The sequence below is a fragment of the Lacibacter sp. H407 genome, assembly GCF_037892605.1.
GTDB lineage: Bacteria > Bacteroidota > Bacteroidia > Chitinophagales > Chitinophagaceae > Lacibacter.
In genome coordinates this window covers 240,939-267,154 of sequence record NZ_JBBKTU010000001.1, presented here as the reverse complement: position 1 = coordinate 267,154, position 26,216 = coordinate 240,939, and the positions used below count along the sequence as shown (strand labels likewise).

The 26,216-nt window shown below is 40.8% G+C and carries 16 protein-coding genes; all 16 read left to right on the top strand.

The annotated features are described in order from the left end of the window. The first annotated feature begins 204 nt into the window (after positions 1-204). Entirely contained in the window at positions 205-1,545 is a 1,341-nt protein-coding gene (murD, locus tag WG989_RS01090; protein ID WP_340426706.1) for a UDP-N-acetylmuramoyl-L-alanine--D-glutamate ligase, read from the top strand. A gap of 41 nt (positions 1,546-1,586) precedes the next feature. Continuing rightward, the gene (locus tag WG989_RS01085; protein ID WP_340426705.1) at positions 1,587-2,828 is read left to right on the top strand and encodes an FtsW/RodA/SpoVE family cell cycle protein; all 1,242 of its coding nucleotides are present in this window, start codon (positions 1,587-1,589) and stop codon (positions 2,826-2,828) included. After that, on the top strand, positions 2,825-3,922 hold the full coding sequence (gene murG, locus WG989_RS01080; protein ID WP_340426703.1) for an undecaprenyldiphospho-muramoylpentapeptide beta-N-acetylglucosaminyltransferase: 1,098 nt from the start codon (positions 2,825-2,827) through the stop codon (positions 3,920-3,922). The genes WG989_RS01085 and murG overlap by 4 nt, the downstream gene beginning before the upstream one ends. Positions 3,923-4,040: 118 nt before the next feature. Next, on the top strand, positions 4,041-5,414 hold the full coding sequence (murC, locus tag WG989_RS01075; RefSeq protein ID WP_340426702.1) for a UDP-N-acetylmuramate--L-alanine ligase: 1,374 nt from the start codon (positions 4,041-4,043) through the stop codon (positions 5,412-5,414). Beyond that, positions 5,415-6,572: a cell division protein FtsQ/DivIB gene (locus tag WG989_RS01070; protein WP_340426700.1), complete on the top strand. Its 1,158-nt coding sequence runs from the start codon at positions 5,415-5,417 to the stop codon at positions 6,570-6,572. It abuts the gene before it with no gap. A 195-nt stretch (positions 6,573-6,767) separates the two neighbouring features. Beyond that, positions 6,768-8,168 carry a cell division protein FtsA gene (ftsA, locus tag WG989_RS01065; protein ID WP_340426699.1) on the top strand — a complete coding sequence of 467 codons (1,401 nt, stop codon included), beginning with the start codon at positions 6,768-6,770 and terminating at the stop codon, positions 8,166-8,168. 113 nt (positions 8,169-8,281) lie between these two features. After that, entirely contained in the window at positions 8,282-10,108 is a 1,827-nt protein-coding gene (gene ftsZ / locus WG989_RS01060) for a cell division protein FtsZ (protein WP_340426697.1), read from the top strand. A gap of 632 nt (positions 10,109-10,740) precedes the next feature. Further along, a complete protein-coding gene (locus tag WG989_RS01055) occupies positions 10,741-13,668 on the top strand; it encodes a TonB-dependent receptor plug domain-containing protein (protein WP_340426695.1) in 2,928 nt (975 codons plus the stop codon). 35 nt (positions 13,669-13,703) lie between these two features. Continuing rightward, a complete protein-coding gene (locus tag WG989_RS01050; protein WP_340426693.1) occupies positions 13,704-15,281 on the top strand; it encodes a RagB/SusD family nutrient uptake outer membrane protein in 1,578 nt (525 codons plus the stop codon). A gap of 50 nt (positions 15,282-15,331) precedes the next feature. Further along, entirely contained in the window at positions 15,332-16,018 is a 687-nt protein-coding gene (locus WG989_RS01045; protein WP_340426691.1) for a fasciclin domain-containing protein, read from the top strand. 40 nt (positions 16,019-16,058) lie between these two features. Beyond that, on the top strand, positions 16,059-17,111 hold the full coding sequence (locus WG989_RS01040; protein ID WP_340426689.1) for a DUF5007 domain-containing protein: 1,053 nt from the start codon (positions 16,059-16,061) through the stop codon (positions 17,109-17,111). A gap of 45 nt (positions 17,112-17,156) precedes the next feature. Continuing rightward, a complete protein-coding gene (locus WG989_RS01035; protein ID WP_340426687.1) occupies positions 17,157-20,342 on the top strand; it encodes a SusC/RagA family TonB-linked outer membrane protein in 3,186 nt (1,061 codons plus the stop codon). Between the two features lie 25 nt (positions 20,343-20,367). Beyond that, complete coding sequence (locus WG989_RS01030) at positions 20,368-21,924, top strand: RagB/SusD family nutrient uptake outer membrane protein (protein WP_340426686.1); 1,557 nt, start codon at positions 20,368-20,370, stop codon at positions 21,922-21,924. Positions 21,925-21,943: 19 nt separating this feature from the next. Next, the gene (locus WG989_RS01025) at positions 21,944-22,657 is read left to right on the top strand and encodes a hypothetical protein (RefSeq protein ID WP_340426684.1); all 714 of its coding nucleotides are present in this window, start codon (positions 21,944-21,946) and stop codon (positions 22,655-22,657) included. Between the two features lie 57 nt (positions 22,658-22,714). Continuing rightward, positions 22,715-24,385, top strand: coding sequence for a DUF5008 domain-containing protein (locus WG989_RS01020; protein WP_340426682.1), 1,671 nt, complete (start codon positions 22,715-22,717; stop codon positions 24,383-24,385). 31 nt (positions 24,386-24,416) lie between these two features. Continuing rightward, complete coding sequence (locus WG989_RS01015) at positions 24,417-26,174, top strand: DUF4983 domain-containing protein (protein ID WP_340426680.1); 1,758 nt, start codon at positions 24,417-24,419, stop codon at positions 26,172-26,174. Positions 26,175-26,216 lie beyond the last annotated feature (42 nt).

Sequence of the window (26,216 nt, the reverse complement as noted above, 5' to 3'; positions counted from 1 at the left end):
AATCCTTACCCAACCAATCCTATGTAAGACTAAATGACAAACCATCTATGTAGCACCTCTGAGATCCTGTACTAACCCATACTTGTGAAGAGCCTTTTTTATTTCTCTGTGAGAAATAGAAAAAGTAGAAAAACCAAAAAAGAAAACGTTACCGGTTTCCAGTAACCGGTAACATTTATCAAGCAACTGGAAACTTGAATGAACATGGCACACAAATGTTACATACTTGGTAGCGGCGAGAGCGGAACGGGCGCAGCTATTCTTGCAAAAAAGCAAGGGTATGATGTATTTGTGAGCGATGCAGGACCTGTGAAATCCTTGTATAAAGATGAGTTGAATGAGTATGGAATTGCATTTGAGGAAAGTATGCATTCGGCCGATCTCATTTTACAGGCCGATGAAATTGTGAAAAGCCCCGGTATTCCTGAAAAGAGCGACATGATGAAGCAGATCCGCAAAAAAGGAATTCCTGTGATCAGTGAAATTGAACTGGCGTGGCGATTTAAAGGCAATAGTAAAATTGTTGGCATTACCGGCAGCAATGGAAAAACAACCACTACCGCATTAACCTATCACATCTGCAAACATGCAGGATTGGATTGTGCAATGGTTGGAAACATCGGCATCAGCATTGCCAAACAAGTTGCGTTGGATCCAAAAGAAGTGTACGTAGCAGAGATCAGCAGTTTTCAATTGGATGATATCAAAGATTTCAGAGCAGAAATTGCGGTACTCACCAACATTACAGAAGATCATTTAGACCGGTACGATTACAAATTTGAAAACTACATCAACGCAAAATTTAAGATCATCCAAAATCAAACGAAAGACGATTATTTCATTTACTGTGCCGATGATCCGGTAACAGCAACGTATTTAAAAAAACTTACTCTCCATTCAACCCCATTACCATTCACCATGAAACAGGAACCACAAAAAGGCGCAATCATCAAAGACGGCACCATGACGATTGCAGTGAACGACGACAAAGTAACAATGAGCGTAGACGATTTTAAGATCAAGGGTAAACACAACCAGTACAACACCATGGCAGCAGGTATTGCAGCGGCTACATTAGGTATCCGCAAGGAAAAGATCAGAGAGGCCGTTACCACGTTCGAAAGCCTTGAGCACCGGATGGAAATGGTGGCAATGGTAAAAGGTGTGGAATACATCAACGATAGTAAAGCAACTAATATCAATTCTACCTGGTATGCATTGGAGAGCATGTCGAGACCAACCATTTTGATCTTAGGTGGTGTTGATAAAGGCAATGATTACGAGGTATTGAAAGAACTGGTGAAAGAAAAAGTAAAAGCCATAGTGTGCCTCGGTTTGGATAACCGTAAAATTCATGAAGCGTTTGGCGATTCTGTTTCACTGATCGTGAATACAACGAGTGCAGAAGATGCCGTACGTGCTGCTTATCATTTTGCAGAAAAAGGCGATTCAGTTTTATTAAGTCCTGCCTGTGCAAGTTTTGATCTGTTCAAAAATTATGAAGACAGAGGCGATCAATTTAAGAAAGCGGTAAGAGAATTATAAATACGAAGTAAGAAATACGAGGTAAGAAGAAAGAAAAATAAATGAGTCAATTAACCGACATATCAGCGAAGTTTTCACCAAGCGGCTTTCGGGATAAAACCAAAGGCGATAAAGTGATCTGGGCAATCGTCATTGTTCTGTCGCTGGTGAGCTTACTCGTAGTATATAGTGCTACCAATTCATTGGCGTATAAACTATACAAGGGAAATACGTTTGTGTATTTGTTCAAGCAAATTGCATTCATCACGCTCGGTATCATCATTGTTTATTTTGCGCATCGGGTAAACTATACCATTTATTCACGTGTAGCGAAATTGCTGTTTTATATCTCCATTGTACTGTTGATCTATACATTCTTTTTCGGTGCAACCATTAACGATGGAAGCAGATGGATCAAATTGCCCATCATCAATCTTACAGTACAAACATCCGACATTGCAAAGCTGGCGTTGTTCATGTACATATCACGTTTATTGTCGAAGAAACAACATGTGATCAAAGATTTTAAGAAAGGATTTCTTCCGTTGATGGCACCGATCGTTATTATTTGTTTACTCATTGCGCCTGCCAATCTTTCAACCGCATTGTTAACAGGCGCAACCAGTATGTTGTTGTTGTTTATCGGACGGGTAAGCATGAAACACATTGGTATTGTTGCGGCCGTGATTGCAATACCCGTGATTATTTTAATTGCCATTGCCGGCAGTTATTACGACAAAGAAGAAGGAAAAGCAAAAGAGTTGCCGGCAGTTCTTTCTGCCGGTCGTGTACCAACATGGATCAAACGTGTACAGGATTTTATGTATGCTAATAAATCGGAAGCACCGTACCAGGTACAACAGGCAAAAATTGCTGTTGCTAAAGGAGGCTTGTTTGGTTTAGGCCCGGGTAACAGTGAGCAGCGTAATTTTTTACCGCATCCGTATTCCGATTATATCTATGCGATCATCATTGAAGAATACGGTTTGATCGGTGCAGCCTTTATCATCTTTATCTACATGGTGTTTTTGTTCAGGAGTATTCGTTTGTTCCGGAAATGTCCGTTTGCATTCGGCGCCTTCCTGGCATTGGCACTCAGTTTTACATTGGTGATACAGGCCATGACGAATATGGCAGTGAATGTGGGTTTGTTTCCGGTAACAGGTGTAACACTTCCATTGGTGAGTATGGGTGGCAGTAGCTTTCTGTTTACCTGTTTATCCATTGGAATTATTTTAAGTGTAGCAAGGAATGTGGAAGAAGCGGAGGGTGATGCAGCAAACGCAAAAGCAGTAGCGGCATGAGTGTGAAAATTATAATGGCAGGTGGAGGTACGGGCGGACATATTTTTCCGGCCATTGCCATTGCCAATGCGATCAAAAAATTGCAACCCGATGCAGAGATCTTGTTTGTGGGAGCAAAGGGCAGAATGGAAATGGAAAAAGTGCCGCAGGCCGGTTATGAAATAAAAGGGATCGACATTATCGGTTTTAACAGAAGTTCTTTGATAAAAAACATTGGTTTGCCGTTTAAGTTGATACGAAGCTTTGTGCAGGTGCGTTCGATCGTTAATCAATTTAAACCCGATGCAGTGATTGGTGTAGGTGGTTATTCCAGTTTTCCGGTGTTGCGTTTTGCACAGAGCAAAGGCATTGCAACCTTTATTCATGAAAGCAATTCGTTTGCAGGCAAAGCAAATATGATGTTGGGTCGCCAGGCGAAAAAAGTATTTGTAGCCAGCGATGGAATGGAAAAGTTTTTTCCTGCACAAAAGATCATTATCACCGGTAATCCTGTACGTGCAGCCATTGCACATACAAAAGTTACTCGGGAAGAAGGGTTGAAGTTCTTTGGATTGAATACAGATAAAAAAACAGTATTGGTTGTTGGTGGAAGCCTTGGTGCAAAAAGTATCAACGAAGCCATAGATGCAGGGATTGATGCGTTTGAAAAAAATAATTTGCAGCTGATTTGGCAAACCGGGAAACCGTATGCAGCACAAGGCAAAGCAAGAGCAAACGGAAAAGCAAATGTGTGGGTGAATGATTTTATAAAAGAAATGGAGAATGCCTATGCTGCTGCTGATGTGGTGATTTCAAGAGCAGGTGCCATGGCCATTGCAGAGATCTGTTTGATTGCAAAGCCGGCTGTATTTGTTCCTTACCCGCATGCGGCTGAAGATCATCAAACGGTCAATGCAAAACACTTGGTGCAGAAAAATGCAGGACTGATGGTGAAGGATAGTGAAGCAAAAGAAAAGCTGGTGAACGCCATCATTGAGTTGGCGAAAGATGAAGCAAAACAAAATGAATTGAAACAGCAGATCGCAAAGCTGGGCGTGGGTGATGCTGATCTGGTAATTGCAAATGAAGTATTGAATACGATCGGGACGCTCTAAGCGGCCTGAACGAATAATGATCATGCTCCGTCAGACGCCCTCGTCGGACGGGACAACAGGAAGAACAAAACGAATAATAAGAATCGGTCCGACGAGGGCGTCTGACCTGACAACAAGAATGATTCAGTTGAACGATATAAAAGAAGTGTATTTCGTAGGAATAGGCGGCATTGGAATGAGTGCAATCGCAAGGTTCTTTAACGAAAAAGGAGTGAAGGTGAGTGGTTACGATAAAACAGTTACACCGCTTACATCGCAACTGGAAGCCGAAGGAATTGAAGTTCATTATAAAGAAGAAGTAGAACGTATTCCGAAGAATGTGCAACTGGTAGTGTATACACCGGCCATTCCGAAGGAGCATAAAGAGTATCAGTATTATTTGCAGAACGGATACAGCGTGGTAAAGCGAAGTGATGTACTGCAGATCATTACACAAAGTTCTTTGAATATATGTGTGGCAGGTACGCATGGTAAAACAACCATCAGTACAATGACGGGTCATTTGTTGCGCCACAGTGGTTTTGGTTGCAATGCATTTCTTGGAGGAATTGCAGTGAACTACAATCGAAACTTCTGGAGTAGTGAGAACAATGTGTGTGTGGTGGAAGCAGATGAGTACGATCGTTCTTTTCATAAGCTGAGCCCCGATATCGCTGTGATCACTGCAATGGATGCGGATCATTTAGATATCTACGGAACAGCCGAAGCAATGGAAGAAGCCTTCATCGAGTTTACACGAAAAATTAAACCCGGTGGCTGGCTCATCAGCAAACATGGATTGGAAAGAAAGAATGATCTCGTTGCAGAAAATCATATTACCTATCATTTGAATGATGCACAGGCAACCGTTCATTCAAAAAATCTGAAAGTACAAAACGGAAGTTATTTGTTTGATGCGGTAATGAATGAGTGGGTGTTGAACGATGTACAGTTGAATGTGGGTGGATTACACAATGTAGAAAATGTTTTAGCAGCGATCGCTGTTGCACATATACTAAAGATCGATGACGACAAGATCAGAGAATCAGTGAAATCGTTCAAAGGAGTGAAGCGCAGGTTTGAATATGTGATAGCGCCAGGTGAAGCGGATGTAACATTTGTTGATGACTATGCACATCATCCGGAAGAATTGAGAGCGTTGATCAGCGGTGCACGAAGCATGTTTGCAGATAAGAAGCTGGTATTGGTTTTTCAGCCACATCTGTTTACACGCACAAGAGATCTGGCAGATGGATTTGCAGAAAGTTTAGATATGGCTGATGAAGTAATGCTGCTGCCCATTTATCCGGCAAGAGAATTACCCATTGAGGGAGTAACAAGCGAACTTATTTTAAATAAGATGAAGTTGGTGAAGAAACAGATCGTAACAAAAGAAGAGTTGTTGAATGAGGTAAAGAATAAAGTAGATAAGGATACAGTGTTTGTAACAGCAGGTGCAGGCGATATTGATGCAATGCTGCCCGAATTAAAAAAGAAGATCGAACAGAAATAAATGAGCAGTAAGAAATTTTCATGGAAAAAGTTAGTAACGGCAACCGTTTGGTTGTTGGTAAGTTCAGCCACAATTGTGCTGCTGATCGCTGCTACCCGTAACCAGAATGGAAAGTTGTGTAAGGAAGTGGTGGTAAAGATCAAAGGTGCAAATGCGGTGGGGTATGTAAGCAAGCAACATATACTGCAAACAATTTCCGGTGGTCGACCCGATCTGATGCCGGGGCAGCTTATTAAAACATTTGATCTGCAGCAATTGGAAAAATTACTGGAACGCAACTTATGGATACGGAATGCCGAACTGTTCTTTGATAACAATGATGTGTTACATGTAGATGTTACGGAGCGTGAGCCCGTGGCAAGAGTGTTTCGTGTAGATGGTGAATCGTTTTATATCGATGAGTTGGGCGATGAATTACCGATCACCAACGATCAGGTGGCACGTGTGCCCGTGTTTACATCATTTCCAAATGAAACAACGGCTGCACGTACAAAGGATAGTGTGTTGAAACAGCAGGTAAGAGAAATGGGACAGTTCATTTTAAAAGATGAATTCTGGATGGCGCAGATCGATCAGGTGAATATCAACAACTATGAATTTGAATTGATGCCGAAGTTGGGTAACCATATTATTCAGTTTGGAAATGCGGAAAAGATCGCACCAAAATTTGACCGCCTGTTATTGTTCTATAAAAAGATCATGCACAAAACAGGATGGAATTATTACAGCACACTGGATGTACGTTACGATAAACAATTGGTGGCATTACGCAGAGACAGTGTAAGCTTATTCAAAAGTTTTGTAGTAGAACAAAATAACTATAAGATCAATACAACAATAGACAGCAGTTATATACCGAACGATTCATTGATCGGTAATACAAACGAATCCAATAACAGTTTGCTTACCTCTGGGCCCTATAAGAGAGAACCAACATCCGCAGAGCCCGTTTTAAAGTCCGCTACTGTGAAACCAGAACCAACGGAAAGTCGCAATGCGATGAAAAACCAATTCCCTACCCCTAAAGGAAAAGCACCAACACCAACATCCATTGAACAAAAACCTAAGCCCGTGAATGAAGAAGAAGCAGTGTTAAATGAGGCGAAGAGCCAACCTGTGAAAAAACAACCGAAAGCAGTGATGAAGAAGAAAGATTAAACGGCCTCCCCCAAACCCCTCCGGCAGAGGGGCTTTGCAAGGCACAAAGGCCAACTTGTCTAAGAGAGTAATGAATGGATAAGAAGTTGAAGTAAAAAGAAAAGATGAAGTGAGTGACACAACGAAGAACAGCTAAGCACAACAGTTGATAACCATAAAAACAAAAAAGCACACAACTAAAAACAACATACAACTATGACATCGGAATTACCAACAAACGGAGCCACATCGACCGCACAGGCTGTGAACAACAATCCCATTATTGTGGGGTTGGATATTGGTACCACAAAGATTGCAGCAATTGCCGGACGAAAAAACGAATTTGGCAAACTGGAAATTCTCGGCTTTGGCCGGGCAAACTCCAGTGGTGTGCAGCATGGAATGGTATTGAATATTGATCAAACCATTAAAGCCATTGAACAGGCATTGCAGAATTGTTATGCCAGCAATCCCAACTTAGAGATCAACGAAGTGTATGTGGGTATTGCAGGTCATCACATTAAATCGTTGCAAACACGTGGCGATATTGTTCGCCAGAACAACGAAGAGGAAATTGCACAACGTGAAATTGATCAACTCATCGGCGATCAATACAAAACCTATATTCCTGCAGGCGATCAGATCATTGATGTGATACCGCAGGAGTTTACGGTGGATAATTTTCAGAATATTCCCAACCCGATCGGCTATAGTGGCGTGAAAGTTGGTGCTAACTTTCATATCATCACCGGCGATAAAAATGCGATCCGCAATATTAACCGCAGTGTTGAAAAAAGTAATTTGAAAGTGAAGGACCTGGTACTGCAACCACTGGCTTCAGCAGCAGCAGTTATGTGTGAGCATGATCTGGAAGCGGGTGTTGCCATTGTGGATATTGGTGGTGGCACAACTGATCTTGCTGTTTTTTATGAAGGCATTTTAAAACATACAGCCGTAATTCCTTTTGGTGGTGAGAACATTACCAATGATATTAAAATGGGATTGGGCGTGTTACGTACACAGGCTGAACAAATGAAAGTACAGTTTGGAAGTGCGTTGGCCGATGAAGCAAAATCAAATGCATTTATTACCATTCCGGGTATTCGTGGAATGGCACCCAAAGAGATCAGTGTAAAAAATCTGTCGCACATTATCCAGGCACGCATGAGCGAGATCATGGATTTTGTAACCTATCATTTAAAGCAGGTTGGTTTAGATAACCGCATGCTCAATGGTGGTATCGTATTAACAGGTGGTGGATCACAATTGAAACATCTTATTCAGTTAACTGAATATGTTACAGGATTAAATGCACGTATTGGTTTTCCGAACGAGCATCTATCATCCGGGCATATTGATGAATTGGCGAAGCCAATGTATTCAACCTGTATTGGTTTGATCTTAAAAGGATACAACGTATTTGAGAACACACAAAACAAACTGAAAGGCATCGAAATAAAAGAAGAGCCTGTAGCAGAAGTGGTAAATGAATACGACGACCAGACAGAAACACATGTGGTACGTGTGAAAAAACGCAAGAGCCTGAAAGGATTTATGGACAGTATAAAAGATGGTTTGATCGATCTGTTTAACGAAGAAGAAGACAGGAAACTTTAAAAGAAAGTCTGTAGCCGATAGTTTTTAGTAGATAGTATAGGGACTACTAATGATTTAAGACTACAGGCTATCGGCTAATAAAAAACTTACTAACCCAGCAAACCCGGAAAGTTATGATACATTTTGATCTGCCAAAGGAAAAGTCATCCATCATTAAAGTAATTGGTGTAGGTGGCGGTGGTAGCAATGCAGTAAATCACATGCATGCTCAGATTATTGAAGGCGTAAATTTTATTATTTGTAATACAGATGCACAAGCCATTGCACAAAGCATGGTGCCGAATAAAGTGCAGTTAGGTCCGCATTTAACGCAGGGCCTTGGTGCAGGCGCCAATCCTGAAATTGGAAGGCAGGCAACCGAAGAAAGTTTAGAGGAATTAAAAACCATGTTGGAAGTAAATACCAAAATGGCGTTTATTACAGCAGGTATGGGTGGTGGAACAGGCACAGGTGGTGCTCCCATCATTGCAAAAATTTGTAAAGATCTTGGCATCCTCACCGTTGGCATTGTTACCACACCGTTTGGATACGAAGGAAAGAAACGTATTCAACAGGCAGAAGATGGTATCAACCGTTTGAAAGACTATGTTGATACATTGCTCGTGATCAGCAATGATAAATTGCGTCATCAGTTTGGTAATTTGAAAATGAAAGAAGCATTTTCAAAAGCAGATAATGTATTGGCTACTGCTGCCAAATGTATTACCGATGTGATCAACAGCACCGGCCAGATCAATGTGGATTTTGCCGATGTATGTACTGTAATGAAAAACGGAGGTGTAGCTATTCTTGGTAATGCAAGTGCAAACGGTGACAACCGTGCACAGCGTGCCATTGAAGAAGCATTGAATTCACCATTGTTGAATGATAACGATATTAAAGGTGCAAAATGGATCCTAATTAATATCAACAGTGCAGAAGGTGATCATGAATTTACAATGGATGAAGTAGAGATCATTCAAAACCATTTGTTATCACAAGCTGGTGAAAACACAGATGTGATCCTTGGTTTAGGTTATGATAGTACGTTAGGCGATAAGATCGGTATTACATTGATCGCAACAGGTTTTGAAGCAAAAGATCCGTTTGATAAAAAGCCTGCTGTTGTTGAAGAGGTAAAACCAAAGGTTGAAAAAATTGTGATGACACTTGGTGAACCGGAGAAGAAAGAATATTCACAACCGGCATTGTTTGCAGAAGAGATCAAAGATCCGATTGCGCCGAGTATTGTGGAAGAAGTAAAGAAGGTAGAGGTACCTGTAATGCAAACGCCTGCTGCACCAAAAGTTGAAACAGCACGTATTGAATTTACATTGGAACCAACAGCACCAGCACCAATGCCGGTTGCAGAAGAGAAACAAGTAGTGCATGAGCCAACACCGGTACCCGTTCAACAGAAAAGTATTGACACATATACAAACGAACCTGTTTCCCGGCCTGTAAGCGGGGGCTATTTAGCCAAGCCCGCCATTATTTACACCGAGGAAAGAGAAGAATCCATTCCGGAAAAAATAGCCGAAGAAAAACCGGTTGCGATTCCTGCTCAGTTGCAAATTGTGAAAGACGATGAAGAATCGTTTGACATGCAGCTGGTGGAAAAAACAGATCAACCAACGGCGGAGAAAGAGCTTCGGGCCGATCAAAATGTTCATCTTGCTTCTTCGGAAGAGCCTCCGGTAACGGATGAGGCAGAAGAGCAACGGAAGAAGGCAGCCGATCGTTTACAGAAGTTGAGAAACCTCTCGTTCAACATCAATGCACCGGATCCGAATAATGAGTTTGAAACTGTGCCGGCTTATCTCCGCCGTAATTTAGAATTGTACAACACGATTTCACCGGCTGAAAATTTTTACAGCAATTACACGGTGCAAAGTGATGAAAATAACCAGGCACAGATCAATACCATCAACACATTCTTAGATGGTAAAAAACCCGATTAATGAATTGCTCTGTGTTTCAACACAGAGACATCTTTGTTTTATAGTTGTAAGTTGAATTTTAGAATCGTAAGTTTTATTAGTTGTGTAAAAGCCCCGCCTTAAAAAGCGGGGCTTTGTTTTGCTTAAACCTTAAACATAAGAAAACTAGAATCAATTTTTTTTACTGTTGTTGAAAGATGAAAGGTAGCACTAAGTATAAGCTGATTTCATGACAATGGTAATCTTGCTCACTGATTCATATCAAGTACAGTTTCCAATCGTATAATTATCAAGTGGAATAAAATTCTTGTTTTTTATTCTTCTTTTTTAGCATTCATATTGCGTGTATAAAAGATCAATTGAATCTGCTGTAGTGAGTAGTAGAACATGCATTTTTCTTCATACAGGTTTTTCCCTTTTTAAAAAATTGCGCAAACGGTTGAAACCCCTGCGCAACCGTTTGCGCATGCGTTTTGGAAAATTGCCGCTGTTAAATCATTAATAATTCCTTCTAACTTGGTCTTGCTTTAAACGGGATAATGTATAGCGATTGATTTTACAAATGATATGTTTTTAAGAAACAAAAAATGTAAGATCTGATAACGGAAGAGTTGTTGTCGTTTGAAGTAAAGCTTAAACTAACTATTATAATTATGAGTACACGATTGTCATTAGCCACGGCTAAACAACGGCTTATTTTTTTTGCTTTCGTACTTTTTTCTGCTATTAACGGAAACGCACAAACTGATACGTCTGCACAGGCAACAGACGATTCCATTTTAGTGATTGCAACAAACGGGGTTAAGATACAGCAAATGTCTGCCGGTGTAAAAGGGATCAACCAGGTGCCTTTAAAATATGCAACTACTCAACCATACATTTCTTTACAACAAATCGTAAAAGGTAATTTGGCTGCTGTTTATGTACAGGAGCCAAGTGGCGAACCGGGTACAGAACAGAATATATTTGTTCGTGGTATTTCTTCGCCTCTTTTAAGCAAGCGTGAATTGTTTGATCAGCAGGCGGCTGTTTATCTGAACGGTATTCCACTTGTACAGGATAATCCGTTTGCATACGAAATTCAGAAATACGATTTCAACCGTATTGGACCTGCCACCAACTTACTTGCTGCCATTAACTTAGATAACATTGAATCGATCGAAGTAATTAAAGATCCGGTGATGCTTGCAAAACTTGGTCCCATTGCAACAAATGGTGCTATCTGGATCACAACAAAAAATGCACATTCGGGTTACAGAGAAATATCGATCAATAGTTATTATGGTTTTGCACAAAGCCCTTCGATTACTCCTGTAAATGCTGCATACGAAAATAATTTCCGCAAGCCGTTTTACGACAGGTTCGGAACTGTTGCCGACAGGTTGAACTATCCACCATATTTAAGAGATTCGACCAATGCAGATTATTATGGCCCGGCAAACTGGAGCGATAATTATTATAAGAATACACCGTTGTATAATGTTGACCTGAGTTTAACTGGTGGATCTGAACGTGCCAACTTCCGCTTTTTTGGTGGTGCTACTAAAAATGCATCAAGTGCAGATGAAACAGCGATCAACCGTTATACAGGATCCTTCTTTATTAATGCTGCTCCTATTAAATGGTTGATGGTATCAAGTATGATCAACTATACCCGGTTAGAACGTACACGCAACCTTAATATACGTGACAGGCTTGCTGAGCAGCGTTACATTCCTGATCTTACCAATCCGCTTACGCCAAATAAAAGTCTTTACGGTTCTTATCTCAATGAGTTTAATAAAGCCATTGATGATAACACATCAAACGTAATACAAGGTTACTTTGCTTTATCGGCCGATCTTAACAAGTTTGCTTACAACGGTCGTATTGCATTCGATTACAACGAAGGTATCCGTGATGCATTCTGGCCAACCACGTTATTAGAGAAGAATAATTTTGTATCGAATTATTTCGGGTACAACCAACGGGTGGTAATCAGCAATACACTGTCTTATAAAGTAAACGTAAATGAAAGACAGAAATTAGTACTGGAAGCCGGGCAGAATTTTATGGCCGATACTTACAAGTATGATTATGCATATGCATACAATGGCCCTAACGATTTCGTGAAGATCAATGTAGTGAATGGAGATCCCAATGCAGCTGATTATTTATTGCCAACCGCTTTCAGAGTGAATTACTTTCCAAGTAAAATGCGTTCGGCATTAGCATCTTTTTCGGGCAACGCTACCTACTCATTTAACGATGTTTTGAAACTGAGTGCGGTTGTAAGCAGAGATGGTTCATCGAACATGCAACCAGATAATCGCTGGACAACTAATTTCTCCGGCGGTGCAGAATGGGATATCAAAAAACAATTTGAAACAAAATTAAAACGTATCAATGCATTTACAGCAACTGCATCATGGGCACGTTTAGGCAGACTGTTGAGTGATGACAGGTTTAATGCAGGTGCACAATATCGTGTAGATATGGGCTGGGGAAGTGAACCAACATTGGGATCGTATGTTGGCATGCCAGGCATTTCAAGACCTTATACAAGCGGATGGATCGGTTATGGTATTCCATGGGCGTACAGTGATCAGTTGAATATCGGTGTTCGTTTAGCCACATTGAACAACCGCTTAAAATTTGCACTCGATATTTATAACAGGGATGATAAGCAAATGCTTTTACCTGTTCCGGTTCCTGTTGAATGGGGTTATACAAGTGCATATAAAAATGGTATGCATGTTCGCAACAATGGAGTGGAACTTACGGTGGTTGCTGATCTGTTGCCTGCTGAATCAAATGCAGTAAGTTGGAATTTTGCACTCAACATATCTCAAAATAATAATAAACTGATTGCTTTACCTGATGGATTGCAGGAGGTGATCATTGGAAATAACAAACTGTCTGTTGGCCGTCGTATTGATGCGTTTTGGGTACTCTTAAATAACAACAACGGAACAGCCTATCCTCCAACAGGACCGGTGCTAAGTTACAGAGGCGTTCCGTTCAAAGCAGGAGATCCACGATGGGTTGATGTTACAAGTGATGGTGTAATTAATGATGATGATAAAGTTTTAAGAGGAAATTATATTCCAAAAGTAAGTGGCGGATTCAATAACTCGATCGGGTTCAAATCATTTACACTTGATGCGCAGTTTTATTTTGCACTCGGCCGCAAAGTAATGAACCAGTATGCATCATCTCGTCTCAATTTTATAAACGTCGAGGCAAGCAACAATATTAACTCAGTAAAGGAAATTACATTCTGGGAAAAGAAAATGGATCTGTCATCTTACCCCATGTATAATCCATGGAGTGCGGTTGTTCCTTACCGTCTTGAACAGGATCTTTTTCTTGATGATGCATCATTTTTAAAACTCCGTTCGCTTTCTCTCAGCTACAGTTTAAAACCGAAAAAAGATAAGGGTATCACCAGTTGTGTATTTTATGTAACAGGTACAAACCTCTTTACACTTACACCATTTAAAGGTGATGATCCCGAACTCGTGAACTACAACGGCATTTATACTGGTTATGGCTTGCCGTTTTCACGCACATTCATTACAGGTGTAAGACTTGGTTTATAATCTCAAACAGAAATCATTCAAAATAATCAGGAAACATGAAGATTATGTCAGTAACAACAAACAAGCTGATAAGCATTGGAAAGAAACTGGTGCTTGCAACAGCGTTGGTGCTTTTCATGGGAGCTTGTAACAAGCAATTGGATATTCAATCATCACGCCAGGCAGATGAGTTGGGCCATTGGGATTCGTACGAAGATGCACGAAGCGGACTCATTGGATTATATGGATTGCTGCGTGCAGCAGTTGCGGATAACAATGCACATTGGATGTGGGGCGAATTAAGGAACGGCGATTTTCAGTCAGTTTCACGTCCCGATCTGAAAGCAGTGATTGAAGGAAACCTCAATGCATCGTTTCCAACAATTGAAGCGGTTACAAACTGGCGTCGTTTTTATGCAGTGATCAATGCAAGTAATCTGTTTATTGAACGTGTGGCAGGTTGCAAAGCCGATCAACGTTATACTGAATCGTATTATAAACTTGATGTTGCACAGGCAAGGGCCATTCGTGCATTCACATATTTCTACATTGCAAGGATCTGGGGCGATGTTCCGCTTATCATTAATACAAAAGAAGGAAGCTTTGATGAACTGCCACGCACCAGTCAATCAACAGTACTTTCATTTGCTGAGCAGGAATTGATCCAGGTAGCGCCTAATCTTCCGTTCCTGTATTCAGGTATTGATCCGGCACAGATATTTCCAAATAATTATTACGGTTATAATTCTTCTCAATGGTTAAATGCGCCAATTACAAGATTGGCTGCTTATGCAATGCTTTCACATATTGCTGCATGGCAGGGCCGTTACATTGATGTGGCTGTTTATACTGAGTTTGTGGTAAACAATGCAACAAAAAGCAACCTGTCGCTGGTAACAACTGCAAATCTTGTTTCAACATTATTTAACAGTGGTGTAAGTAATAACTATAACCAGCTGATTGGTTTCAGCTTTAACCGCAACATGGGCGAAACAACTTCCGAAGGTCATTTAGAGCAACTCACATTGGCAACTACAACACTTTATCCAATGTCGAAGCAGTTGCCTGAAATATATGTTTCAAAAGATTCTATTGCTGCAGCATTTCCAAGAAGCAATGGTGGTACCGATCAGCGTTTTGGTGTTGATCCGGCATCTGTGCAGCAAACAATTTATACCAATTACTTTGAAAACTATAGTGCAGCAGTTCCTGTGTTCAAAAAGATAAGAGTGGTGGATGGCAACGTGGGTAACGCAGGACAGTTTGCAGTATTCAATTCATCGATTGTTTTTACACGCCTCGAAGAAATAAAATTATTGCGTGCGGAAGCATTGGCTGTATTAGGACAAACAGATGCTTCGTACCAGGAATTAAATGGCATCAGAAGTATCAGAGGGCTGGCTTCTATTTCTCCGGCACCATCAAGAGATCTGTTAACTGAAGTGTTTGCAGAGAGGAGAAGAGAATTAATGGGCGAAGGATGGAGATGGTATGACCTGGTGAGGTTTAACCGGTTGAAACGTACAAACCCTGCTTTTAATGAGTTGATCGACAGAGGCGGTATTTACTGGCCAATAGCACAGGAAGTGTTGAACAGAAATTCGAAGATCACACAAAACAGTTACTGGCAATAATCGATTGCTTACACAACAGAAACTTCTTCATAAAAGTAAAAACGTACAGAATGAGTTTTATCAGAAAAAATTATTTGTTGATTGCAGCAGGCGTGTTGATCGTAATAGCATTAACAAGCTGCAGCAAAACCGACAAAGCTTATTACGATTACAAAAACACTGCGGGTGTTTTTAAAGGAACAACCTACGAGTACCTCTCTGCACAAACAGGTTTGTATGATTCGCTGCTGTTTGTTGCAAGTCGATTAACGGGATTAACTGACGTTTTGAAAACAGGTAACGTTACATTGTTTGCAGCTAATAACAGGAGTTTTGAACTGGCTCTCTTTAATATTAATCAGGCCCGGAAAGATTCGATTCCTGCCATGCCGCAGGTATCATTGGCTACGATTGATTCTGCAACACTAGATACTATTGTGTGCCGCTATATTATTCCGGGATTACAACATACAGATAGTTTGAAAGGGTTTACAGATGGTAAACTGTACACATCGTATCGTCACAATTACAATATGCAATTGCAATATGTTGCTACCAATGCATCGGGTTATGTAGGCGGTGGTCCTAAAGCCATTTCGTTCAGCGATCCACGGAATTCCATTTTTACACGCAACTGGGTAAGAGTAAATACAATTACGGTTGATATTAAAACATCAAACGGAATGGTGCATCTGCTACCGCCCGGTCACGACTTTGGTTTTGGAAACGATTTTATTAAACGAGTGAATAAACGATAGGTTTCAGCAATCTCTCATTTTCTATAAAAAGAAGATAACGATGAACAAGAGCATAAAAAATTTAGTACATAGCCGCCGTTATTATCTGGTAGCAGTTGTAGTGGTGCTGGCAGTAAGTGCCTGCAAAAAATACCTGCCGAAAGAACGGGAAACAGTTGGTGCCGATTCGCAATACACCATTGATACCTATCAACCGGTGCTAGGCCGCACTACTTTCTTTACTGATAATTTCTATCAAGGCAGCACTACATATCCATCCGATTTCAAGATCGTGAACCCACGCAGAAGAAATGGTGATCCTGCACCTGAGCTTACCGATGTTTTTCCTGTGCTTGTTTGGAAAAAAGCATACACCGGCAATGAGCAATCAGTTGCCGAAATTGAAGCGAAGCGTGAAAAACAATATCGTACACTACTTGAAATAGGGCCACACTCTGGTGCATTAACATTGTGGGCTGAAGCGAAATCAGCTTTTATCAGATCACAACCCGATTCCGGTTATTTGTTTGATGTGGAACTATCGAACTCAGGTGGTCGTAGATTCTATCGCAATCTAAAACTGATGCCATTGAAAGAGCGTCCCTATGAACCATCAAATTATAATTCATCAACTGGTCAGCCAACAACAAACGGCGTATATGCTTCTGCAATTTTAAATATCAAAGGTGCAAATACAAACCGCTATCTCTCTTACAACGATATTGATGTATATATCCGCAAAATTGAAAAAGCGGGTGTACCTGCAACCAATACATTGACCTTCCGTTTTTTGGATACGTTATATAATCCGATCGATCCTGCAAGGTTTTCTCTAACCGATTGGGATAATCTCGTGCATGGGTTTGAAAAAACAATGACCACAACCGGTGTTACTTATAAAATGGCATATCCAATTCCTGCTGTTGAAATACCAACACGCTACACATCATCCGACGGGCGACGTGCAAGAGCTGTCTTTGGTTATTCCCGCATAGGTTTTAATGGCGCAAGAGAATATGCATTACTGGGACTCGACTTCGCTATTTATGAAGCCGGCGATTGGGAGATCGTGTTTGCATTCAAAAACGATAATCCAAAATTTATCAACGATTAATACAGGACGCACATGTTAAGTATAAAACCAAAAAAATTAACGGCTATGAGATTGTTACCCTGTATCGGGATAATGGCACTTGCACTTCTTTTTGCTGTGAATGCGAAGGCACAAAACAAGATAACTGTGAAAGGTGTTGTAAAAGACAATGCACAGCAAACAGCTATGCAGGGTGTAACAGTATCTACTACCAAGCCTTCCAAAACAATTGCAACTACAGATGCAAATGGTGCGTTTACAGTAACCATTGATGCAGGAACTGAACTTGTGTTTTCGCACTCAGGTTATACAGCTTCACGCAAAACATTTCTCTCAAGTACTTCATCCGTTGAAATATCACTTTCTGTAAAGGATAACACCATGCAGGAAGTAGTGATCCAGGGCTTCCGTCAAAAAACAAAAGAAACTGCAACCGGATCAAGCACCGTTATCAATGGTAAAGCATTACAGGATGTTCCTGTATCGAATGTGGTGGAACTGTTGCAGGGTAAAGTGGCCGGATTGAACGTACAGAATAACTCAGGTTCTCCGGGTGGTATGGGCACCATTAACTTACGTGGTATATCAAGTATCAACATCAGCAGTGATGGTTTCTTAACACCCACATCTCCTTTGTTTGTGATAGATGGTGTTCCGGTTGATGTAAATACAAATTTTGAATATGGATTTCAAAGTGGTGGCTCAGGTATCAATCCATTGGCATTGATACCGCCGGAAGATATTGAACAGATGGAAGTGTTGCGTGATGCAGCAGCAACATCTGTATACGGAGCAAGAGCAGCGTACGGTGTTATTATTGTTACCACAAGAAGAGGTAAATCAAAAGTACCGATTGTACAATACTCATCCAGCTACTTTGTAAAATCACCTCCACGTTTACGTGAAGTACTTGGTGGTAAGGAAGAACGTTTGTTCCGTATACGTACCATTCTTGATTATGATACTTCTGCTACAGCAGCACAGGCGCTGATCAATCAAACCCCGTTTTTATCCGATAGCCTTAATCCTTACTACAACAACTCTACCAACTGGCAGGATTATTTTTTCCGTTCTACTTCTAACCAGCAGCACAACCTAAGCATACGTGGTGGTGATGACCGTTTCAACTACAAAACCAACCTGAACTATTACCAGGAAAATGGGATTGTGCAGAATACAGGATTTAAACGTTATGGTCTCAGCATGAATGCACAATATGCACCTACCAATCAGTTGCGTGTACAAATGAATCTTTCAAGCCAGCTTGGACAAAAACAAAACGGTAGCGGTGTAGGGTTGATACAAACAGGGTTGGCAAGTGGCGGATCAGCTTCTTCCTTACTTCCATCACCATCATTGTTCTCTGAAAATAACAGTGCCCTTGCTACAGCAAGAGTTACCAATAATAATAAAACAGCAAATATTCTTACCAGTCTTGATATTTCATACGAGCCGGTAAGAGGACTTCGTGTTGGCAACCTGCTCAGTTACAATTTTAATTCAGGTACAGAAGACAGGTTTACACCATCGTTTCTCAGCAATGGTTCATCACAGTCATTTAGTTTTAACAGCAGGTCCTATCAGTTAAACAATCGTTCGAATATAAATTTTACAAAGAGTATAAATAATCTGCACAATTTTAATGCGTTTGTATTTAATGAGATCACTTCAAATGGGTTTCGTGCAAATGCTGTTCGGTTAGTTCGTACCGCAAATGATCAGATAACAGGACCTATCGGTTATGGATGGGCAGCTACACGTGGAGGTACATTAGATAATATTTTTGAAAGAAGACAGCATGGTTATGGCGGATCTTTTTCATACAACTTCGATCGTAAATATGTAATTGATTTCAATTTCCGTTTTGATGGGTTATCAAATATTGGTTCGAAACAACCTTATTCAAAAAATCCTGCTGTGAGTGCACGCTGGAACTTTAACCGGGAAAAATGGCTGGAAAAAGTTTCCTGGTTAAGTTATGGGTCTGCAAAGGTTTCGTGGGGACGTAACATTAAACCTACCGGCGACATATTTGATACCTATGGCCGATACATTGTTGGTTTACCGTACAACAACAACCCAACTGTAACCATCGACTATTCTACTGTTCCGAATGAAAACTTTTTACCGGAAACACAAACACAAACAAATGCCGGTTTGGAATTAGGTCTTTTCAACAACGCTTTACAACTTACATATGAAACATACTACCGGTCTATTGATAACCAGATCATGGAAATTGAACTGGCCAATACAAGTGGTTTTGCTGAGTTGCAAACAAATGCTGTGAGTTTGGTAAACTATGGTATGGAGTGGTCGGCAACAGTACGTATGTTCAAACAAAGCAAACCCTTTCAGTGGACAGTTGCAGTGAACGGAGCTTTTAACCGTGAAATACTCACTAAGCTGCCCGATAATCTCCGCCAGATAAGGAAAGAGATAAAAGATAATGGAAGCGATGTGCCGGTTATTTATAGAATAGGACGTAATGCAATCTCCAATCTCATTTATCATACACAAGGTGTTTATAGCAGCACGTCGGATGTGCCCGTAAACATTGCAACAGGAAGGCGTCAACAGTTGGGCTCAGGTATGGGTTATTATTTTCAGGGAGGCGATCCACGCTGGACCGATGTAAACGGCGATTACATCATTGATGAAAAAGATCTGTTGCCAATTGGTAATCCCATTCCAAAAGTGATCGGAGGAATTCTTTCACAAATGCAGTATCGAAACTTCCAGTTAAATATTAATGCATCCTACACGCTGTTTCGTGATCTGCTGAATGCTTCGCTGGCGCAAACCATGCAAAACTTTGGAAACCCCGCAGCCATCGGACCTAATGGCGAACGTTTATTGCCCGGTGCATTGGTGCCGATTGATGAATACAATTACTGGAAACCATCTCCAGGAGATAAAGGAACCGGTACAGTAAATGCTCAATATCCAAATCCATTCGATTTCAGAAGAGCACGTGTAATGCAACCATTCCGTTCAAATCAAACCTTGTTCCTTGAAGATGGTTCGTACTGGAAAATCAACAACATCGTATTGGCGTACAACCTAGATCGAAAATTCATTTCACGTTTTAAGATGACTTCGTGCAGGTTTACATTAACGGCCAACAATGTATTTACATTTTCAAATTACAGCGGTCCCGATCCTGAATTGGTTACACAGTTGGGAAGAGATAACTCCGGTGGTTATCCCAACGCTAGGAGCTATGCAGTTGGTTTAAATGTTCAGTTTTAATTGTAAAAGAAAAAACAAAAATCAGATGAAACGTATTATCAGCATACTTACAGTTACAACAATACTTCTGTTTGGCAGCGGTTGTAAAAAATATTTAAGTCTTGATCCACCCAATGCGCTTTCAGGAAATAATTTCTGGAAAACAAGAACTGATCTTGAAAACTATACCAATGGTATGTATGAGCTGCTGCGCAAATCTGTTGCAAGGCTCGACATGAAAGCCTCTGCAGGTTCATTCAACTTTCCCTTCTTTGCTTTCTCCGGCGATTTGAGAGGTGGTATGGCGAAAGAGAACACCGAATTGAACTGGGGGCGTACTTACATTGGTAATTTATCAAACAATAATATTAATGCACTTTTTGTTGATGCGCCAAGTGGTGGTAATAACTGGTATCGTGTATTTAATATGATCCGTTTCAGCCAGTGGGATAATTTTTATAAAGTGATCGCTGCGGCTAATATTGCGGTTGATCGTGTTGATGGCGTACCCGATCCTTCATTAACTACGGAAGAGAGAAAGCAATACAAAGCAGAAGCGATCTTCATCCGCAACATGGCTTATTTCCTGATGGTTCGTCAGTGGGGTGATGTTGCTTACTATACAGATGCTTACCACAGTGCACCATTGAAACGTATGCCAATGGTGGAAGTATTAAAAAAATGCCGGGAAGATTTGATGGCTGTAAAAGATGATCTGCCATGGACGTATAAAGATCCGGTGTTTGTGGCTGTGCGTGGCATGAAAGGATCGGCTCTTGCATTGTTAATGCATATCAACATGTGGCTTGCTGCATTTGATACAGGGAATGAAAAAGGATATTACGAAGCTGTAGATGTATTGGGCGATGAGCTGTATAACGATAACGAAGGTGCGTATGCGTTGTTGCCATTGGAACGTAATGGTGAAATTTTTAAAGGCCGTTCAAAAGAAGGTTTGTTTGAAGTGCCACAGAATGCAAACTATGGCGAATCATTTGGCTGGTCGTACTACTATGATCTTGTTTATTATGATCGGTTGAATCCGGATCCCAGCCATCCTTATATCAGTTACGATACCAAATTCATGGAAACCATTTATCCGGTTGGACAGGCTGACAAACGAACTGATTACTGGTTTGATGTTACAACCATGTACAGTGGTAACAGAACCTTTAAAATGCTGAAGTTTTTTGTGAACCGTGATCCGAATTCGGTTGATGGTACTTCGTTTGATGCAAGCCAGATCATTTTCCGCTATACCGATGCAATTCTGTTACATGCAGAAGCATTAGCAAATCTTGGCAACGAAGCAAAAGCAAAAGACAAAGTAAATATTGTGCGTGAAAGAGCTGCTGCTGTTCCATTAACCAGTACAGGTGCCGATTTAAAAACAGATATTTTTTATGAACGCTGCAGGGAGTTATTGGGCGAAGGTCATTATTGGTTTGATGTGGTACGCACAAAACGCATCATCGATCCAACATATAAGTTCGGTTACCATTGCACGGTAGAACAATTTAAAGCAGGTGCATGGACATGGCCTATTCATCCATCGGCATTGGTCAATAATCCCGGTATGACATTAAATAATTACTGGCAATAACAAATAAAAATAAAGGCAGATGAAATATATGAATCGCTCCATCATCATCGCTGTTCTCATCACAACCATTTCAGTTGGTTGTCAGAAAAATGATTACTTCACTGATACAGGGAAGCATACACCCAATTACGAGGGTACTGTATTTGATTATTTAAAATCAAAACCATACATGTGGGATTCGTTGTTGAAAGTGATCCGCATTGCAGGGATGGAAGATGTATTCAAAAATGAAAAGATCACCTTCTTTGCTCCTGCCGATTCAAGCATTGCACTTTCAATACGGATATTAAATTTCGAGTTGGACAGGAAAGGGAAGCCACGTGTAACAAGGCTCGATCAAATTAAACCGGAAGTATGGAAAAAACAATTGAGCCGTTACCTGTTTAAAGATGCCCGTTCAATGAACGATTATCCGCAGCTCGACCCGGGCAATTTATCCGCTTATCCCGGACAGATCTACAGTTCTTATCTCGGCGACATTATGAATATCGGCGTGATCTATAATGATGCCGGTGGTGTAAAGTATGCAGGCTACAGGCAGTTGATGATCTCCTTTATCCCATCTGTTTCAGCACCGAGAGATTATAACAGTTGGTTCCCGGCTATTGTTGCATCGGTGAATGTTGCACCCACTAACGGATATGTACATGTGTTGAATTATCAGTATCACTTTTTCGGATTTGGAACCACCCAGTTTATTGAAGATGTAATTGACAAAGGCATTATTTACTGAGTATAAAAAGCGTAAGCGTTTTTCATGATAAAGCAAACGATTAAAAATTTTTCAGCGATGACAATAAAGAACAGGCAGGTAAGCCTTGCAGCAATCAGTTGTTTTCTTGTAGCTGTACTTTTAAGTTCATGCTCAAAACAAAAGGTAGAGCCTTCGGAAGTATATCCCGCCCCACCCCCTGTATTGGTAAAGTTTCTGGATGGTGGTCCTTATCCTGCCATTGGCAGTGAAGGTTCCATTGTAAAATTTAATGTGAACGGTTTGAAAGGAAAGGAAGGACAGTTTAAGTTTTTCGTTCATCTTACCGAAGCAGAAATTATAACAGTTGAAGAAAATGCAATTACAGTAAAGGTTCCGTTAGGAGCAAGTACAGGTGCTGCCAATGTGCTCATCAACGGACAATACTACTTCGGACCAACATTTGTGATCAAAGGAAAACTTTCCATTGATGCTTCCTTTAATCCAGATGCATATGTTTCAGATGGTGCGATCAATGGTATTTTTCTGCGTTCTGATAATACTTCCTATTTTCTGTACGGACGTTTTTCTAACTACCAAAACAGTGCTACCGTAGCGAATCCGATTACAGGTATGGCAATTGTTGATCTCAACTGTGCATACAAAGCTGTAGCCGATCAAATGAAGGTTGGCAAAACGGGTGTTGCAGGAAGTTTAACAAGTGTAATTCAACAACCCACCGGTCAATACTTGATCGGAGGCGCTTTCAGCAGTTACGATACTACCAATGGCATCAACAATATTACCCGTTTAACATCAGCCGGTGTATTGGAAACGCAGATTGTTGACATCATTAATCCAGACCCGGTCAATTTTCCAAATGACGGAACGGCAACAGTGGCATCTCTGAATGGAGGAACATCCGGTGGTGGTATTACAAAAATGTTTTTCAATTCAACAACAGGTGATATTACCCTGATAGGAAATTTCTCAAGTCATGTAAGTACGTTTTATGAGCGCTCAACCAAAACAGGTCCGTTTGTGGATCTGGTGAAAGTGCGTCAGTTGATTCGCATGAAATCAACCGGTGCATTTGATTCTTCATTCAATTTCAATTTTGCAACGAAGGAAGGTTACGAAGGCGGTAATGGATTTATTTATGATGCCGTGCAGTTGAACGATGGAAAGATCATTCTTGCAGGAAATTTTACAACGTTTAACGGAACAACCACAAACTATATCACACGCATTAATCCGGCAAACGGATTGGTAGATGCTACGTTTAATCAAGGCGGAGTTGGTGCTGATGGCCCAATCAATAAGATCAGATATAATGCAACTACCAATAAAATTTTACTTGTTGGTGATTTCAAGAAATACAATGGACAGGATGCAAATGGTGTTGTGATGATCAACCCTGATGGTTCAACAGACGCAACGTTCAAGTTTGGACGGGCAACAGGTGGTATACCAACTTTTGCTGCACAGTTAAACAATGGAAAAATTATTGTTGCCGGCAGCTTTAGTCATTACAACTACAATTATTTGACTACACCCGATAAATCAATTGTTCGTCCCGGTTTTATGGTGCTTGAAAGTAACGGTGAATTGGCGTTGGGTTACAACAACACCGGATTATTCAGAGGAACCATCAATGATCTGGTACAGATCGTTATTAACGGAACACCTGGTGTAATACTGGTAGGAGATTTTGACAGGTTCGATGGTAAGACAGTTGGAGACATTGTAAAAATCCGTATGGAAAACTAACAGATTCATAAACACATTAATTGATACGATTATGATACGTCTGAAATATCTAAAGGTTTTATTTCTCTTTGCCGGAGCAGGATTTATAGCAGCAAGCTGCAATAAATCATTTCCCAATCCTTTGGAAACAACTGCAGGTGGAAATGCTGCAACAGTTGTTAATCCAAAAACATTGGTGATCGTAGTTGACGGTGCAGTAGGTACACAGGTGCAGGTATCGAACCCGCCCGTGCTTAACAGCCTTGTAGATTATTCCATCTTTTCATGGGATGCATTGAGCGATTATGATAACGTAAATGTTACAAATGAATTAGGTTGGTCGAACCTGTTTACCGGCGTAAAAGTAAATAAGCACAATGTTACCGGTGCAAATTTTACCGGTAACCGTTTTGCAGATTATCCTTCGTTGTTTACAAGACTCAAGCAACAAAGGCCCGGCATGCGAACAACTGCGTTCTTTTCATCAAATGGTATTGCCGGTGAACTGGCAGCAGACGCTACAAAACATGAATCGTTCAATGAAAATGATGCAGCGGTAAAAGAAGCAGTGAAAGCTGAATTGAATACACAAAACCCTGACCTGGTGCTGGCACAATTTCATGCGGTTGATAAAGCAGGTGTAGCATCATCGTACACAGTTGGTTCAACAACTTATAAAGATGCGATCTTACAAACCGATGCATACATTGGTGAAATATTAACTGCTCTCAGAAACCGTCCATCATTCAAATCAGAAAACTGGATGGTGATCATTACTTCAAACAAAGGAAGCAATACAGTTTACAATCCATCCGGCTCATGGTCTGCGTTTGAGGATACACGACATAATACGTTTTTCTTTTGCTTTAACCCACGCTTTAACAGCAAAGGATTATCAAAGCCCGGTGCATTGATTCCGTACACAGGAACGGCGCCATTGTTTTCAGGTACACTCGCACAAAATCGCAGAGCGAAAGTATTGGATGGAGGATCGGCATTTGATATTGGATCAACAGGGGAAATGACGATTTCATGTAAAGTAAAGATACCGGTCGGGAATTACTACTATCCTGCGATCGTATCAAAACGTGCATCTTTTTCCGGCGGAGTTGTTGGATGGGTGTTTTTTCTGGAAGCTAACTATTGGATGGTGAACATTGGACAAACAAGTTTAGGAAACCGCCAGATTCGTGGGCATGTAATTGCCGATGGTCAATGGCATACACTTACCGTTGTAATAAGAAAAGAAGGCGCTGCCAGAAACGTTTATACCTATACTGATGGTGTTCTTTATAACACAGGTATTTCTGCAGCTACAAGAGATATTACCAGTTATGGAAATCTCAACAGTCCTCAACCGCTTACAATCGGAAATCTTCCTCCAGATAATGTAACAGGGCTCAGCAATTATCATATAACGGATATCAGGTATTTCAACGTGGCCTTGCCCGACAGCTATATTGCAAATACGTATTGTACAACAAGCATTGAACCATCCAGTCAGTATTATAATAATCTTGTTGGTTTCTGGCCAGGCTTCCCTGTTATCAATGATAATGGTGTGTTTAAAATGCAAGACGCAAGTCCGTTCGGTCGTGCTTTCACACTTGAAGCTTATTCTCCGGGCAGCTTTAATGATCTCAATGCAAATGTTTGTCCTCCTGTTAGCGAACCTGTTTACAAAACAGTTCCAAACTCGGTGGATGTAGCAACGCAGATCTATGCATGGTTTGGAATTACGGTACCTGCTGCATGGGGATTAGATGGAAAAAACTGGATTCCGACCTACAGCGATGTAAGTGGAGGTTAATAAAGAAAACGAACGATCAATAAACTAGTTACAATAAAACGA